Source organism: Romboutsia sp. (genome assembly GCF_056995035.1).
Genome location: NZ_JBXKIW010000016.1, coordinates 21828 through 36794, shown reverse-complemented (window position 1 = coordinate 36794; position 14967 = coordinate 21828). Strand labels below are relative to the sequence as shown.

General features: G+C 28.7%; 16 protein-coding genes. 4 read left to right on the top strand and 12 right to left on the bottom strand.

From position 1 onward, the window contains the following. Positions 1-97: 97 nt before the first annotated feature. From AC11VW_RS01760 to AC11VW_RS01730, 7 genes are all read right to left on the bottom strand, one after another. Positions 98-1207, bottom strand: coding sequence for a sensor histidine kinase (locus AC11VW_RS01760; RefSeq protein ID WP_484299677.1), 1110 nt, complete (start codon positions 1205-1207; stop codon positions 98-100). Continuing rightward, positions 1194-1889: a response regulator transcription factor gene (locus tag AC11VW_RS01755; protein WP_484299676.1), complete on the bottom strand. Its 696-nt coding sequence runs from the start codon at positions 1887-1889 to the stop codon at positions 1194-1196. Before AC11VW_RS01755 ends, AC11VW_RS01760 begins: the two co-directional genes overlap by 14 nt. Positions 1890-1975: 86 nt before the next feature. Further along, positions 1976-2440, bottom strand: a complete 465-nt coding sequence (locus AC11VW_RS01750; protein ID WP_484299675.1) for a DUF4342 domain-containing protein — start codon at positions 2438-2440, stop codon at positions 1976-1978. A gap of 244 nt (positions 2441-2684) precedes the next feature. Further along, positions 2685-4310 carry a chaperonin GroEL gene (gene groL / locus AC11VW_RS01745; RefSeq protein WP_484299674.1) on the bottom strand — a complete coding sequence of 542 codons (1626 nt, stop codon included), beginning with the start codon at positions 4308-4310 and terminating at the stop codon, positions 2685-2687. Positions 4311-4328: 18 nt separating this feature from the next. After that, the gene (locus tag AC11VW_RS01740) at positions 4329-4613 is read right to left on the bottom strand and encodes a co-chaperone GroES (protein WP_484299673.1); all 285 of its coding nucleotides are present in this window, start codon (positions 4611-4613) and stop codon (positions 4329-4331) included. Positions 4614-4873: 260 nt separating this feature from the next. After that, the gene (gene cls / locus AC11VW_RS01735) at positions 4874-6358 is read right to left on the bottom strand and encodes a cardiolipin synthase (RefSeq protein WP_484299672.1); all 1485 of its coding nucleotides are present in this window, start codon (positions 6356-6358) and stop codon (positions 4874-4876) included. A 19-nt stretch (positions 6359-6377) separates the two neighbouring features. Continuing rightward, entirely contained in the window at positions 6378-7253 is an 876-nt protein-coding gene (locus AC11VW_RS01730; protein ID WP_484299671.1) for a DNA-3-methyladenine glycosylase family protein, read from the bottom strand. A 177-nt stretch (positions 7254-7430) separates the two neighbouring features. On the opposite strand from AC11VW_RS01730, the gene AC11VW_RS01725 reads away from it, so the two are divergent. Then, positions 7431-8081: a deoxynucleoside kinase gene (locus AC11VW_RS01725; RefSeq protein WP_484299670.1), complete on the top strand. Its 651-nt coding sequence runs from the start codon at positions 7431-7433 to the stop codon at positions 8079-8081. 5 nt (positions 8082-8086) lie between these two features. Beyond that, positions 8087-8740: a deoxynucleoside kinase gene (locus AC11VW_RS01720; RefSeq protein WP_484299669.1), complete on the top strand. Its 654-nt coding sequence runs from the start codon at positions 8087-8089 to the stop codon at positions 8738-8740. Between the two features lie 67 nt (positions 8741-8807). Here AC11VW_RS01720 and AC11VW_RS01715 read toward each other — a convergent pair whose 3' ends face one another. Then, positions 8808-9851, bottom strand: a complete 1044-nt coding sequence (locus tag AC11VW_RS01715) for a YeiH family protein (RefSeq protein ID WP_484299668.1) — start codon at positions 9849-9851, stop codon at positions 8808-8810. Between the two features lie 152 nt (positions 9852-10003). On the opposite strand from AC11VW_RS01715, the gene AC11VW_RS01710 reads away from it, so the two are divergent. After that, positions 10004-10897, top strand: coding sequence for a LysR substrate-binding domain-containing protein (locus AC11VW_RS01710; protein ID WP_484299667.1), 894 nt, complete (start codon positions 10004-10006; stop codon positions 10895-10897). Between the two features lie 103 nt (positions 10898-11000). Then, a complete protein-coding gene (locus tag AC11VW_RS01705; protein WP_484299666.1) occupies positions 11001-11483 on the top strand; it encodes a flavodoxin family protein in 483 nt (160 codons plus the stop codon). Positions 11484-11549: 66 nt separating this feature from the next. Here the strand turns inward: AC11VW_RS01705 and pyrE are convergent, their stop codons facing one another. The 4 genes from pyrE to pyrB form a co-directional block, all read right to left on the bottom strand. Next, positions 11550-12134 carry an orotate phosphoribosyltransferase gene (gene pyrE / locus AC11VW_RS01700; RefSeq protein ID WP_484299665.1) on the bottom strand — a complete coding sequence of 195 codons (585 nt, stop codon included), beginning with the start codon at positions 12132-12134 and terminating at the stop codon, positions 11550-11552. 87 nt (positions 12135-12221) lie between these two features. Then, the gene (locus AC11VW_RS01695) at positions 12222-13124 is read right to left on the bottom strand and encodes a dihydroorotate dehydrogenase (RefSeq protein ID WP_484299664.1); all 903 of its coding nucleotides are present in this window, start codon (positions 13122-13124) and stop codon (positions 12222-12224) included. Further along, the gene (locus AC11VW_RS01690) at positions 13117-13809 is read right to left on the bottom strand and encodes a dihydroorotate dehydrogenase electron transfer subunit (protein WP_484299663.1); all 693 of its coding nucleotides are present in this window, start codon (positions 13807-13809) and stop codon (positions 13117-13119) included. Before AC11VW_RS01690 ends, AC11VW_RS01695 begins: the two co-directional genes overlap by 8 nt. Before the next feature lie 40 nt (positions 13810-13849). Beyond that, complete coding sequence (gene pyrB / locus AC11VW_RS01685; protein WP_484299662.1) at positions 13850-14815, bottom strand: aspartate carbamoyltransferase; 966 nt, start codon at positions 14813-14815, stop codon at positions 13850-13852. Positions 14816-14967: the final 152 nt, after the last annotated feature.

Sequence of the window (14967 nt, the reverse complement as noted above, 5' to 3'; positions counted from 1 at the left end):
TTAGCTATTATAAATAAGATTATAACTATCTATATTCATATTTTCTATATTCTTACATAAATTTTAATTTACCAATTTCATTGATTCCCTATAATCTTTATTCTTCATTTCCACTACTCTCTACAGGCAATTCTATAGATACTATAGTTCCTTCATCTAGATTACTGTATACTTTTATATTCCCATTATGAGCATCTATTATATATTTAGCAATGGACAATCCAAGACCCGTGCCTCCACTATGCTTATTTCTAGATTTATCACTTCTATAAAATCTATTGAATATATTAGGTAAATCCTCTTTATTTATACCTATACCGTTATCTTCTATAAGAATATACACACCTTTATTACTTTTAAAGGTATTTATTTTTATAGTTCCTTCTTCTTGAGTATACTTCATACTATTGTCTACAAAAATTCTCAATGCTTCTTTTATAAGATTTCTGTCTCCGTATACAATCTCATCTTCATTATTTGTATTTACTATGTTGTGATTATCATCTATCATAATACTTTCTTTTACAACTTCATCTATTAGTTCCTCTAATTTAAAGTCTTCTTTTTCAATTATTTGTTTATTTCTATCTCCTTTAGCTAAAAATAACAAGCTTTCTATTAGCTTTTTCATACTTTCAGATTCATCTTTTATAGCATTTATAGACTCTTCTAATACTTCTTTATCATCTTTTCCCCATCGGCTTAATAGGTTTGCGTACCCTTGTATTACAGATATAGGAGTCCTCAGCTCATGAGATGCATCAGATACGAATTGATTTTGCTTCTCTACAGAGTATTGTATTTCGTCTAACATAGTATTGAAAGTTTTAGCCAAGTCTTTAAATTCATTTTTTACACCTGATACATCTAATCTTGTATCCAAATCATTTATAGATATTTCCTTAACTTTGTCTATCATATTATCTATAGGTCTTAATGATTTTTTAGAAATTCTGTAACTAAATATAATAATAACCAAAAACTCTAAAACGTTGAAAACTATAAGTATAGTTATTAACGTTAAATACACGTTAAAATCTAAATTCCTTGTACTTTTATCAAACAAATATATAATTCCAAATGTACTTAAGACTGACATTATTATAAACATAATTGAGTAACTTAAAGTTATTTTAGTTTTTATAGAGAATCTTATCTTCTCATCGATAATAAATTTTATTTTCTTTTTAAAATTAATTCTTCTCATCTTTTATTTGATATCCAACTCCTCTTACAGTGTGTATAAGCTTTATATTAAATCTATTGTCTATTTTACTTCTTAAGTACCTTATATAAACATCTACAGTGTTTGTATCTCCTATATAATCATAGCCCCATATTTTTTGAAGTATATTATCTCTTGTAACTACAATTCCTTTGTTATCTAATATATATTTTAATAAATCAAATTCTTTTTTAGTTAATTCGATATTTTCATTATCATAGGTTACAACATGTTTTTTATCATCTACGATAAGCTTTCCTACTTTTAAAATATCATTATCTACTACAGGGATATTATTTATTTTCCTCTTTAAGCAAACTCTAATACGAGCTAGAAGCTCTTCTATTTTAAATGGCTTCGTCATATAATCATCGGCTCCAATATCAAGCCCCATTACTTTATCTGTTACTTCCCCTTTAGCAGAGAGCATAATTATAGCAACATCACTTACTGATCTTATTCTTCTAAGTACTTCCATTCCGTTTAAAGAAGGTAGCATTACATCTAAAATTATAAGATCATAATCATTCTGAACTACTAAGCTTAAACCCTCTCTACCGTCATGACATATCTCAACATCGTATCCTTCATATTGTAGCTCTAATTGTATAAATCTAGCTATCTTAACTTCATCTTCAATTATTAGTATATTTGATTTATCCATGTTCCCTCCTAAAATTTTCTATATCTATATTATACCTTATCATATATAATCAACAAAAAACCTGCTATTTAAGCAGGTTTTATAATTTATTTATTTATTTCTTCTGTAGCTTTTTTAGCTAAATCATTAGCTTTATCTGCCACTTTATCTAAAGTTTGATTTATTTCATATCCTTCTCCATTGCTATTTTCAATTTTTATTCTATGTCCAGTAAGTATAGCAGCTACTAACCCTGTTATAACTATTGGTAAACCTATTATAGAAAATACTATACCTAGTGACATTGGTATTCTTAAAACAGTTCTTTCTTTTTTATATATTTCTACACGAATTCTATTTAATTTATACACTAATTTTTTTGCTTTCTTAAAATATGTTGTATTGGCTATTTTCACATCAGATTTTATCTTACTTTGCTCTTCTAAATATAATATAGCTTCTACTACATCTCCATCAAATTTTTCTAATATTTCCTTTGCTTCCTTATACCCTACATTTGCTCTATTCTTTACAGCATCAATCTGCTCTATAGTTATTTTATCTTTATCCATTTTTTATTTCCTCCTAATATTATTTTATATCTTTATTATAGATCTTAAATCTTAATATAAACTTAGGTGAACATTAAAATTAGATTAAAATTTATTTTTAATAATTTCACTTATATTTCTTCGCTTCATGAAATTATATAACTTTATAATCACTATTATACACAAGTTTAAAACCAATATAATATAATTGTAATTAAAAAAGGAGTAACGATCGTTACTCCTCTTAACAATAATCAATATTAAATTACATCATTCCTGGCATTCCGCCACCCATGCCTGGCATTGCATCTTCTTTAACAGGAAGCTCTGCAACAGCAGCTTCTGTAGTTAAGAATACTCCAGCTATTGAAGCTGCATTTTGTAATGCACTTCTAGTAACCTTAGTTGGGTCAACTATTCCCGCCTCTATCATATTTACATATTTTTCATTTAAAGCATCAAATCCTATTTCAGGATCTTCACTCATTACTCTTTGTATTATTACAGCTCCTTCAAGACCTGCATTTATAGCTATTTGTCTTAATGGTTCTTCTAATGCTTTTCTTATTATTTTAGCACCTATTTGCATTTCGCCTTCAAGCTCTTCTACTAACTTATCTAAAGCTGGTATTACACTTACTAAAGCAGTACCACCACCAGCAACTATACCTTCTTCTACAGCTGCTCTTGTAGCGTTAAGTGCATCTTCTATTCTTAATTTCTTTTCTTTCATTTCAACTTCTGTAGCAGCTCCAACTTTTATAACGGCTACTCCACCAGCTAATTTAGCTAATCTTTCCATTAACTTTTCTTTATCAAATTCAGAAGTAGTTTCTTCTACTTGATGTTTTATTTGATTCACTCTATTTTCTATAGCATTCTTATCTCCATAACCGTCTACTATAGTAGTACTATCTTTAGTTACTTTAACTGAAGCTGCTCTACCTAACATAGTTACATTAGCTTCTTTTAAGTCATATCCTAATTCTTCAGATATTACTTGACCTCCAGTAAGTGTAGCTATGTCTTCAAGCATTGCTTTTCTTCTATCTCCAAATCCTGGAGCTTTAACAGCAACAACTTCAAATGTTCCTCTTAATTTGTTAACTACTAATGTAGATAATGCTTCCCCATCTACATCTTCAGCTACTATTAATAATTTTTTACCTTGTTGAACTATTTGCTCAAGTACAGGTAATATTTCTTGTATATTAGATATTTTCTTATCTGTTATTAATATGTATGGATCATTTAAAACAGCTTCCATCTTATCTACATCTGTTACCATATATGCAGATACGAATCCTCTGTCAAATTGCATACCTTCTACAGCGTCTAATTCTGTGTTCATAGTTTTAGACTCTTCAACAGTTATAACACCATCTTTTCCTACTATTTCCATAGCTTCTGCTATTAATTTACCTACTTCTTCATCTCCAGCAGATATAGATGCAACTTGAGATATTGATTCTTTCGTTTCTATAGTTCTTGATTGATTTTTTAATTCTTCAACAGCTACTTCAACAGATTTTTGTATCCCTTTTCTGATTAAAACTGGATTAGCTCCAGCTGTTACATTCTTTAATCCTTCTCTTATTATAGCTTGAGCTAAAACTGTAGCAGTTGTTGTACCATCTCCTGCAACATCATTAGTTTTAGTAGCAACTTCTTTAACTAATTGAGCTCCCATATTTTCAAATCTATCTTCTAGCTCTATTTCCTTGGCTATTGTAACACCATCATTGGTTATAAGAGGTGAACCAAATTTTTTATCTAATATAACATTTCTTCCTTTAGGTCCTAGTGTAACTTTTACTGTATCTGCTAATTTGTTTACTCCAGTTTCTAAAGCTCTTCTTGTATCTTCAGCAAATTTAATTTCTTTAGCCATTTTAACCCCTCCTAAATATTATTCAACTACAGCTAATATATCGCTTTGTTTTAATATTGTATATTCTTTTCCTTCTAATTTAACTTCATTTCCTGCATATTTTTGGAATATAACTCTATCTCCAACTTTTAATTCCATAACTATTTCTTTTCCATCAACAACTCCACCTGGTCCAACTTCAACAACTTCAGCCATTTGAGGTTGTTCTTTAGCTGCCCCTGGTAAAACTATTCCACTTGCAGTTTTTTCTTCAGCTTCTAACTTTTTAATCACTACTCTATCAGCTAATGGTCTTATTTTCATGATCTTTACCTCCTAAATGAATTGTTTATATTAAAGGAATATATAAAATTCCACTCTTGGCGCTTTATAAGTTTAATAAAAAAATTTAAATTTATTACTATTTTTAAACCTTTCTTATGCTCTCCTATAAATTAAAACTTGCTAATTTTTATGTAAAATAAATATATACTATAATAATTTTATCACTCTATCATTAAGAGTGCTAACAATTATTATAGTATACTAATTACCCATAATTTTCAATACTTTTTGTTAAATATTTATAGTATGGGAGAAAATAACCTAGCTATTGATTCTTTGGCCTTTTTGATGATATTTCTCTTATTAAAATCTGCATATTTTATTTCTTCGCTATTTTTCAAATCATCAAAAAAATCTTCTGTCATTACTCTTACAACATCTTCATCATATATAAATGCATTTATTTCAAAATTAAGCATAAAACTTCTTAAGTCCATATTCGCAGAACCCGTTGAAGATATTTTATCATCTATTATAACTATCTTAGAATGTATAAATCCTTTCGTGTAAAGATACACTCTTCCTCCAGATCTTAAAATATCATCAAAGTATGAGTATGAAGCACTATTTACTATTTTGTGATCTGCAATTTTAGGGAAAATTATCCTTACATCCACTCCACTTAATGCTGCACTTTTTAAAGCTCTAAGGATGCTTTCATCCGGTATAAAGTATGGTGTTTCTATATATATATTCTTTTTAGCTTGGCATATAGCTGAGAAATATGCATAGTGTATCGCCTCCCAGTCGCTATCTGGACCACTTGCCACTACTTGAACCATACTATCTCCACAATAATTCATCTTAGGAAAATATTGTTTTAATATAATAATTTCTCTTGTTGTATAGTACCAATCTATCAAAAATATCATCTGTAACATATATACCGAGGTTCCTTCTATCCTAATATGAGTGTCTCGCCAATATCCAAACTTCTTATTTTTACCTAGATACTCATCGCCTATATTTATTCCACCTGTGTACCCGACTTTTCCATCTATAATTACTATTTTCCTATGATTTCTATAGTTTAATTTCCCTCCTATAATAGGAAACTTTGCTGGTAAAAATGGCATAACATCTATACCATTTCGCTTCATTTCATTGAAAAATTCTCGATGAAACCAAAATCTCCAACATCCAACATCATCATATAAAATACGGACTTTAATACCTTCTTTTGATTTTTCTATTAATAAATCTTTTATCTTTCTACCTATATCACTATCTTTTATTATAAAATATTCTAAATGTATATGATCCTTTGCATTCTTTATATCTTTAATAAGATTATCAAATTTTTGATTACCATCTATATATACGTCTATCTTATTATTAGATGTAAATGGGAACATTCCTGTATTTAATAAAATGCTTATTACTCTTTTCTTTGCGTATTCATTTTCATTTAATAGTTTATTCTTTTTTATTGAATTCTTTTCCAACTGCACTAATTCTTCTATTTCTTGTAGATTTTCAAATAATTTTTCTTCCTTTATATTATTAGCTAATTTTTGCGTCTTAAATAACTTTCTTTTTCTTATATTTTTACCACAAACTGCATAAATTACTAGCCCGATTCCTGGAAGCAATATAAATATCAATAACCATGTAACAGTTCTAGCAGGGTCTCTATTCTCAAGTATAATAGACATAGAAATTATGGCTCCAGCTATATAAGATATTATTAAATAGCTTAAAAATAAAAATCCTCCAACACTCATAGTTCACTCCCTCTTTTATTTACCTTCCTATACCAAGCTCTCTTGCATAATAAAATAAATACTGTTGTGCATACCCTGATAAGTCTTTGAATTTATCTATAGCATATTTTCTTATTTTAGGTAAGCTCATATCTTCTTCTACATAAAACTCCTGCATAACTCTCTTAACCCAAACATCAACAGGGAAAGTGTCAATCTTTGTCATTCCAAATAACGCTATACAATCAGCAACCTTTGGACCTACTCCATTGAACTTTGTTAATTCTTTTATACATTCATCCGTGCTTAAACTTGTATACTCAGGTATATTTTCATTACTTTTCACTACACTTTCAGTTGTACTTTTTATATATTTATCTCTAAACCCAGTTTGACATGCTCTTATTTCTTCTTTAGATGCTTTATTAAGTTCTTCTGGAGTTGGAAATGCATAGTAGTCTTTTCCATCATAGTTTCCTATGTGTTTACCATAATTTCTAGATAAATTTTCAATAGCTTTTTGTATCATTGGAATTCTATTATTTGAAGAAATTATAAATGATATTAGCATCTCCCATCCATCTTGTTTTAAAATTCTTATACCCCAACCAAAATCCGTAGCCTTATATAAGTATTCATCCATATTTTTCAAAGTATTTTTTATCTCTGTATAATTTGTTCCTAAGTCAAAGTAATTATACCAAATAGTATTAAACTCCTCTAAATTAGTGTTATTCAAATAAATTTTATTATCTATTCTCGCTACATTTATTACTTTTCCTTCAGCAACTCCTGTATACGATCCATCTTCTTGTTTATGCCATCTGAAACATTGCCCACATTCAAATATATGCTTTGGATCAAAATCGGCTACTCCCTCTAATATAACACAATTATTTTTTTCATAAACTTTCATTATTTTATCTCCTTTTGGGTATTTATATTTATTATCATATTCTTAATTTACCCAAATTTTGCATAAATTAAATTAACTTTTATATATGTGCAAATTTAATTTAAAAAGTCTAGAGTAGAATTAAGAAGTTTTTTTTGATAAGATACATAAGACATTATTTTTAGAAGGTGATTTTAAATGAATAACAAAGGCGCGTTTATTGCTATAGAAGGTGCTATAGGTGTAGGAAAGACTACCTTAGCAAATATACTTAACCAACATTTTGGTTATACTCTTTTAAGAGAAATAGTTGAAGAAAATCCATTTTTATCAAAATTTTATACTGATATTAAAGAATATGCTTTACAAACCGAAGCATTTTTTCTATTTAATAGAGTCAAACAATTAGAAGATATTGAAAAAAATACATTAAGTAAGTCACAAGGCATAGTTAGCGACTACCACATTATAAAAAATCTTATATTCGCAGGAATAACGCTTGATAAAATGCAATTCCATAGATATAAGCAAATGTATAATATATTCGTCAATGACCTACCTCAACCAGATATAATAGTATATTTAAATTCAGATACGGATGTTTTAATGAAAAGAATAGCTATTAGAGATAGAAGTTTCGAAAGACAAATGGATAGAAACTATATACATGAATTAAGTACTGAATATAAGTATTATTTTAATCCACTATCTATAAAACACAACTTTATGGGTAAAGAACCTATAATTATAGAAGTTGATAATTCAAAACTGGATTTCTTAAATAATGAGAATGATAGACAATTTATAATAAACAAGGTAGAAGATGCAATAAAGACCTTAGGAGGCTAGACAGAATGTTTAATTTAGTAAATCAATGTAATAAACCTTTAAATAGAGATTTATTTATAACAGTAGCAGGAAATGTCGGAGCTGGGAAATCTACTTTAACAAAATTAGTTGGAGAAAGACTCAGATTTGAAACTCACTATGAGAAGGTTGACGGAAACCCATACTTAGAAGATTTTTATAAAGATCAAGAAAAGTGGGGATTCCACTTACAATTATATTTCTTAGCTCAAAGATTTAAGCAACAAAAAGAAATAGATAGCAACGGGTTAAATAACATACAAGATAGAAGTATATATGAAGACGTTGAAATATTCGCTAGAAACCTATTTGATAACGGAAAAATGAGCAAAAGAGATTATATAACTTATAGAGATTTATTTAATGATATGGTTCCTCATCTAAGGAGACCAGACTTAATGATATACTTAGATGGTTCTATAGATACTGTAGTTAATAGAATAGGACTTAGAGGTCGTGAAATGGAAAAGGCTGTTGACTTAGGTTATTGGACAAATCTTCACAACAGATACGAAAGATGGATAGGAGAATATGATCAATCACCTATTTTATATGTAAATATAAACGAAATTGATTTAATAAATAATCCACAACATCTTGATATGTTATGTGATGAAATAAAGCAAATTTTAGGAATGTAGAAATCTACATTCCTTTTTTAATATATAGATTCCCTATTAAATAAAAAGAATGCCTAATTAGACATTCTTATAATAATATACCTATTAAAACTATTGCTGATACCACTTGTAAACTTCCTACAAATAATCCATATAATGATACCCCTTTACCTTGTTTTATTAAATCTTTGATGTTAACTCTTAATCCTATAGCTGCTAAAGCTATTATCTCAAACTTGCTACTTAATACTTTACAATTTTGTGATACTTCTGACGATATTATATTAGTAGAAAATAAAACACAAGTTATAAAGAATCCTAGAACGTACCAAGGTACTTTTATTTTTTCTTTTTTAGAATCTTGTATCTCTTCTTCCATTATGTCCTGGTTTGATTTATTCTTTAAATGTCCAAATAAGAATACTACGACTACTAATAACACGACTCTTACTATTTTGGATATTGTTGATAAATCTTTTATTGGTTCGCTTACCATTGCACTACTTGCTACAACTTGTCCTATTGATTGTAATGTACCACCTATCATAGCTGAAGTTTGTACAGTTTCATGATTATATAATTTACCGGCTAAAAATGGTAATAAAAACATTAAGAATATACCTGTAACATTAACTATTGTTATAGCTATCCCTTTATCTTTATCATCAGCATTAATAACTGGTGCTGTTGCTGCAATTGCTGATGAACCACATACTGCATTACCAGCTGCCATAAGAAATCTAAAGTTATCTCCAAATCCTAATTTTTTACCTATATATAAAGTTCCCGTTATCGTGACAGCCATTTGTAATACTATAAATAAAATTCCATTAAGTCCTAACTCCATTAATGTTGATATACTTAAAGTTGCACCTAACAATACTATGGAATATGATAATAAATTTGTTTCTGAAAATTTATATCCTTTTTGAAAAAATTTTTGATTTAAAAACAAATTCCCTATAAACATTCCTAAAAATATAGATATTGTTGCAGCCCCAAGTTTAGGAATTACCTTAGAAAGCAATATACTTGCTAATCCTATAAGAGTCGCTACTATTAAACCAGGTAAAATTTCTTTTATTTGATAAAATATATTAAATTTTTTTGAATCATGTCTTATTCCATCCATAAAAATAACTCCTTTCTTTTATTGATTATATATTTAGTGTACATTTGAAATAATCATAAGTAAAATAAATATAATAAATAATAATCATTAATATTTTTAATAATGTAAGTTATAATATATCCATAAGATAAACTTTTATTGGAGGTTTTTGAATGTTAGAGGAATTTAAAACATTTATAACAGTTGTTGAATATAAAAACTTCACTAAGGCAGGAGAATTCTTAAATTTATCTCAACCTAGTGTCAGTACTCATATAAAAAATCTAGAAAAATTTTTTGGTGTGATATTGATAAATAGATCTGTTAAACAAAAAAATATTTTTATAACAGAAAGCGGTTATGCTTTATACAAAAGGGCTAAAGAAATTATAAATCTATTAGATACTACATATATGGAAGTTAATAATACTTCTAATTCTATTAAGGGTAGCTTAAAGATAGGAGCCAGTTTAACAATCGGAGAATATGTTTTACCTAAGTTTTTAGCTATATTTTCTAAAAAATATCCAGATGTAGATGTAGAAATTTTTATTGATAACACATCTTCAATTTGTTCGCATTTAAAAGAACTCACTTTAGATATTGGACTTATTGAAGGTACTTCATCTTTATCTAATTTTACTCAAGAATATTTTTTAGAAGATAAAATGGTTTTAGCTTTTCCTTATAGTGCAGACTTAGACATTTCTAATTTTCATTTTGATAAACTTCATAATCAAAAATGGATTGTTCGTGAACAAGGCTCTGGTACCAGAGAGTTTTTAGATATTTTTTTAGCAACCAATAAAATAATTCCAAAGCGAATAATGGTCTTAGGTAGTAACTATGCTGTAAAGGAAGCTGTAAAAAATAATTTAGGTATAACTATCATTTCTGACTTTGTAACAACCCCTGCTGTTGAAAATAAAGAACTATCAACTATAAAATTAGGTAATTCTTATACTAGACATTTTTCATATATTTTACATAAAAATATTACTATATCTAAAGCTTCTCAAGTCTTTTTAGACGAATTAAAACAATATTGCTTCAATTTGAAATTCTAAATATATAGGAATTTTTTTCTACATATTTATCAAATGTGTATAATATAAGTAAGTTATAATAGTATGGTAGTGATAAATATTTTTATAAAAAGGGGGTAATGTTATGAAAAACTTAGTAATATACTATTCATTAGAAGGAAACACAAACCTAATAGCTCAAACTATATCTAAAGAAATAAATGCAGACATATTAGAGTTAATACCTAAAAAGGAATTTCCATCAACTGGATTTAAAAAATATTTATGGGGTGGTAAAAGCGTAATTTTCAAACAAAAACCAATTCTTATAAATAAAGATAAAGATATTAGTATCTATGATAATATTTTTATTGGAACACCTATATGGGCAGGAACTTATGCCTCTGCTTTCAATACATTTATAGATAAATATAAAATATCCAATAAAAATATAGCATTATTTGCGTGCCATGGTGGTGGTGGAGTTGGTAAGTGTTTTGAAAAATTTAACGAGGCATTTCCAAACAATAATTTTATAGGAGAAATAAGCTTTTTAGACCCTTTAAAAGAGGATACTGATGAAAGTATATCAAAAACTAAAGATTGGGTAAAATTATTAAATATATAAATTAATAACCTCAAATTTCCTAAAAAAATTGACCTTAGATTTCTCTAAGGTCAATTTAACATATTATTACATTCCTAGTTCTTTAAATTCCCTACTTCCAGGCTTAACTAATTTTAATTTCCCTTCTTTACATAAAGGGCATTCATCCACATCATGTACTTGTATATCTAACTTTATAGCACTGTATATCGGCATTCCTATATCGTCATTAGTTCTATTTGCTATACAAGCAACACCTATAACTTCTCCCCCTAATGCTTCTAATGCTTTTTTCGTTTCTATAGTTGATTTACCAGTTGTAACAACATCTTCAGCTATTATTATTCTAGCTCCTGGCTTAACTTCAAATCCTCTTCTTAATTCCATTACTCCATCTTTTCTTTCAGTGAATACAGTTTCTTTATTTAATTGTCTTCCTAATTCATAAGAAACTATAACTCCACCCATTGCAGGACCAACTACTAAATCTATATTTAAGTCTTTTATTTGTTCAACTACTGTACTTAATACCGCTTCTGCATATTGTGGGAATCTTAATACCTTAGCACATTGTATGTATCTGTTACTGTGCTTTCCTGAAGATAATAAGAAGTGTCCTTCTAATAATGCATCACTTTTCTTTAATATATCTATTACATCTACCTTACTCATAATTATGTCCTCCAAGTTTTCCCTTTTTATTTTATATATAAATAATCTATATATAATGGTGTTTTATATTTCATTTTCATCCTAAATTTATAATATGCCTCTTATTTCATCTAAGCTTTTTATTCCTTCTTTTATCATAAACTCTTCTATTCCATCTATTATTTCAAGACCAATTTTAGGATTTATAAAGTTTGCCGTTCCTACTTGTATACATGTCGAACCTGCCATGATAAATTCTATAGCATCTTGAGCTGTGGTTATTCCGCCCATTCCCATTACTGGTATGTTAACATTTTTACAAACCTCATGAACCATTCTAAGTGCTATTGGTTTTATTGCTGGCCCAGACAATCCGGCATATATGTTTTCAAATACAGGCTTTCTTTTGTGTATATCTATAGCCATAGCTTTAAATGTGTTTACTAAAGATACTCCATTCGCACCTTCTTCTTCACATACTTTTGCCATTCCTATTATGTCTTCTGCATTTGGTGATAATTTTATTATAAGAGGCAGGTTTGTAATATTTCTTACTTCTCTTACTACTTCTCTCGCTACTTCATTCTTTATACCGAATGCCATTCCCCCTGCCTTAACGTTTGGGCAAGATATATTTAACTCTATCATATCTATTGGTTGGCCATTTAATAATTGTACACCTTGTAAATAATCTTCTAAAGTTCCGCCACCTACGTTGGCTATTCTTACTAAATCTAAATTTTTGAAAAACTGTAGTTCATTATCTATAAATCCTTGAACTCCAGGATTTTCAAGTCCAACACTATTCATCATACCCGATGGAGTTTCGCAAACTCTCATCCCTGTATTTCCAGCCCTCTTGTTTAATGTAAGTCCTTTACTACTTACTCCACCTAATTTCTGTATATCATAAATTTCATTATATTCTTTTCCAAATCCGAATGTGCCCGATGCCATTACAAGTGGATTTTTAAAATCTATGCTCCCGAATTTTACACCTAAGCTAGCCATTAAATATCACGTCCTCTCCCCAAAATACAGGACCATCTTTACAAGTCTTTTTATTTCCGAATTGTGTTTTACACGTACACACTAAACATGCACCTACTCCACAAGCCATATGATTTTCTAAAGATACCATTATTTTTGTGTTAGTACCTTCTACCATCTTAACTAGTTTCTCCATCATTGGAGTTGGACCACAAGTTAATATATAATCATATTTTTCAACATCTAAAATATCCGTTACAAAGGTATTTCCCGTTGCTATATGAACTTCATTACAGATTGCTTTATACTCATCTTCTAATATAGATTCACTTCTAAATCCAAGATAAGCATCACAGTTTTCTATATTCTTAGCTACTAAGTATAATGGAGCTACACCGATTCCTCCACCTACTAAAGCTACCTTACCTTTTACCTTTTCATATCCGTTCCCGTAAGGACCTTCTAATTTTATCGTATCGTTTATTTTTAATTTACTTAGTATTTTAGTTCCTTCACCAAAAACCTTGTATAGGAATGTTATACCATTTTCATCTATATCATGTATGCTTATCGGTCTTGAAAGAAGAGGAAACATATCCCATGCTCTTAACATGTAAAATTGACCCATTTTTCCTTCAAATTTACCTTCTACTTTCATAAGGTACATATCTTCGCCTATATATCTATTTTCACAGATCTTACACATCTAAATCTCCCCTTTGTCATATGCTGTTTAGCCTAAATTTTTATATACACTCTAATATATCTTCTTTAAAGCTGTTTGCTACATCTTTTATTCCTAAAAGTTTCATTATCAATGCCATCCTTACAAACATTCCATATTTAGCTTGCTTAAAATACACAGCTCTATCATCATCATCTACATCTGCATCTATTTCATTTACTCTTGGTAATGGATGCATTACTAGCATATCTTTTGATGCTCTTTGCATTTTTGATTTGTTTAATATATAGTAGTCTTTTAATCTTTCATACTCTGCTTTATTTTCAAATCTTTCTTGTTGTACTCTTGTCATATATAAAACATCTAAACTTCCTATAACTTCATCTAAATTGTTAGTTTCATAATATGCATGACCTTGTTCTTGTATAGCCTCTTTTATATAATTTGGCATTTTTAATTCTTCTGGAGATATAAATACAAATTTAGTATTTCTATACCTAGCCATTGCTTTAACTAAAGAATGTACCGTTCTTCCATTCTTTAAATCTCCACATAGTCCTATTGTGTGATTTTCTAGACTTCCTTTAAGGGATTTTATAGTGAGTAGATCTGTTAGTGTTTGAGTTGGGTGTTGGTTTCCTCCATCTCCCGCGTTTATGAAAGGTACTTCTGAATATGATGATGCCTCAGCTGCTGATCCTGCTACTGGATGCCTCATTGCAATTACATCTGCATAACATGATACAGTTCTTATAGTATCGCCTAATGATTCTCCTTTTGATACAGATGATGAGTTAGGTTCAGAAAAACCTACAATACTTCCACCTAATCTGCACATTGCAGATTCAAAGCTTAATCTTGTTCTTGTTGATGGCTCATAGAATAATGTAGCCAATAATTTGCCTTCACATATACGGGAATATTTTGACGGAGCGTCAATTATATTTTGAGATAATGATAATATTTCATCTATTTCTGTAACTGAAAAGTCCTCTGGTTGGATTAAATTTCTTCCTTGTAATAACATATATTTTTCCTCCTTTTTCAGCCTCTCTGGACTAAATTTAAAAGTATTTTTAATTCTGATTGAATTCTAACACCTTTTTATGCCAATGTCAATATATTCTATAATCAGTATCTTTAATTTTTATTTTATCATTTAATTTTATAATTTATACA

Excerpts from the sequence above, each read along its gene's own strand:
- pyrE (WP_484299665.1), bottom strand. The coding sequence starts at position 12,134 with ATGAGTAAGGTAGATGTAATAGATATATTAAAGAAAAGTGATGCATTA.
- AC11VW_RS01730 (WP_484299671.1), bottom strand. The coding sequence starts at position 7,253 with ATGAAAGTTTATGAAAAAAATAATTGTGTTATATTAGAGGGAGTAGCC.
- cls (WP_484299672.1), bottom strand. The coding sequence starts at position 6,358 with ATGAGTGTTGGAGGATTTTTATTTTTAAGCTATTTAATAATATCTTAT.
- AC11VW_RS01710 (WP_484299667.1), top strand. The coding sequence starts at position 10,004 with ATGTTAGAGGAATTTAAAACATTTATAACAGTTGTTGAATATAAAAAC.
- AC11VW_RS01740 (WP_484299673.1), bottom strand. The coding sequence starts at position 4,613 with ATGAAAATAAGACCATTAGCTGATAGAGTAGTGATTAAAAAGTTAGAA.
- groL (WP_484299674.1), bottom strand. The coding sequence starts at position 4,310 with ATGGCTAAAGAAATTAAATTTGCTGAAGATACAAGAAGAGCTTTAGAA.
- pyrB (WP_484299662.1), bottom strand. The coding sequence starts at position 14,815 with ATGTTATTACAAGGAAGAAATTTAATCCAACCAGAGGACTTTTCAGTT.
- AC11VW_RS01705 (WP_484299666.1), top strand. The coding sequence starts at position 11,001 with ATGAAAAACTTAGTAATATACTATTCATTAGAAGGAAACACAAACCTA.
- AC11VW_RS01725 (WP_484299670.1), top strand. The coding sequence starts at position 7,431 with ATGAATAACAAAGGCGCGTTTATTGCTATAGAAGGTGCTATAGGTGTA.
- AC11VW_RS01715 (WP_484299668.1), bottom strand. The coding sequence starts at position 9,851 with ATGGATGGAATAAGACATGATTCAAAAAAATTTAATATATTTTATCAA.
- AC11VW_RS01760 (WP_484299677.1), bottom strand. The coding sequence starts at position 1,207 with ATGAGAAGAATTAATTTTAAAAAGAAAATAAAATTTATTATCGATGAG.
- AC11VW_RS01720 (WP_484299669.1), top strand. The coding sequence starts at position 8,087 with ATGTTTAATTTAGTAAATCAATGTAATAAACCTTTAAATAGAGATTTA.
- AC11VW_RS01690 (WP_484299663.1), bottom strand. The coding sequence starts at position 13,809 with ATGTGTAAGATCTGTGAAAATAGATATATAGGCGAAGATATGTACCTT.
- AC11VW_RS01755 (WP_484299676.1), bottom strand. The coding sequence starts at position 1,889 with ATGGATAAATCAAATATACTAATAATTGAAGATGAAGTTAAGATAGCT.
- AC11VW_RS01750 (WP_484299675.1), bottom strand. The coding sequence starts at position 2,440 with ATGGATAAAGATAAAATAACTATAGAGCAGATTGATGCTGTAAAGAAT.
- AC11VW_RS01695 (WP_484299664.1), bottom strand. The coding sequence starts at position 13,124 with ATGGCTAGCTTAGGTGTAAAATTCGGGAGCATAGATTTTAAAAATCCA.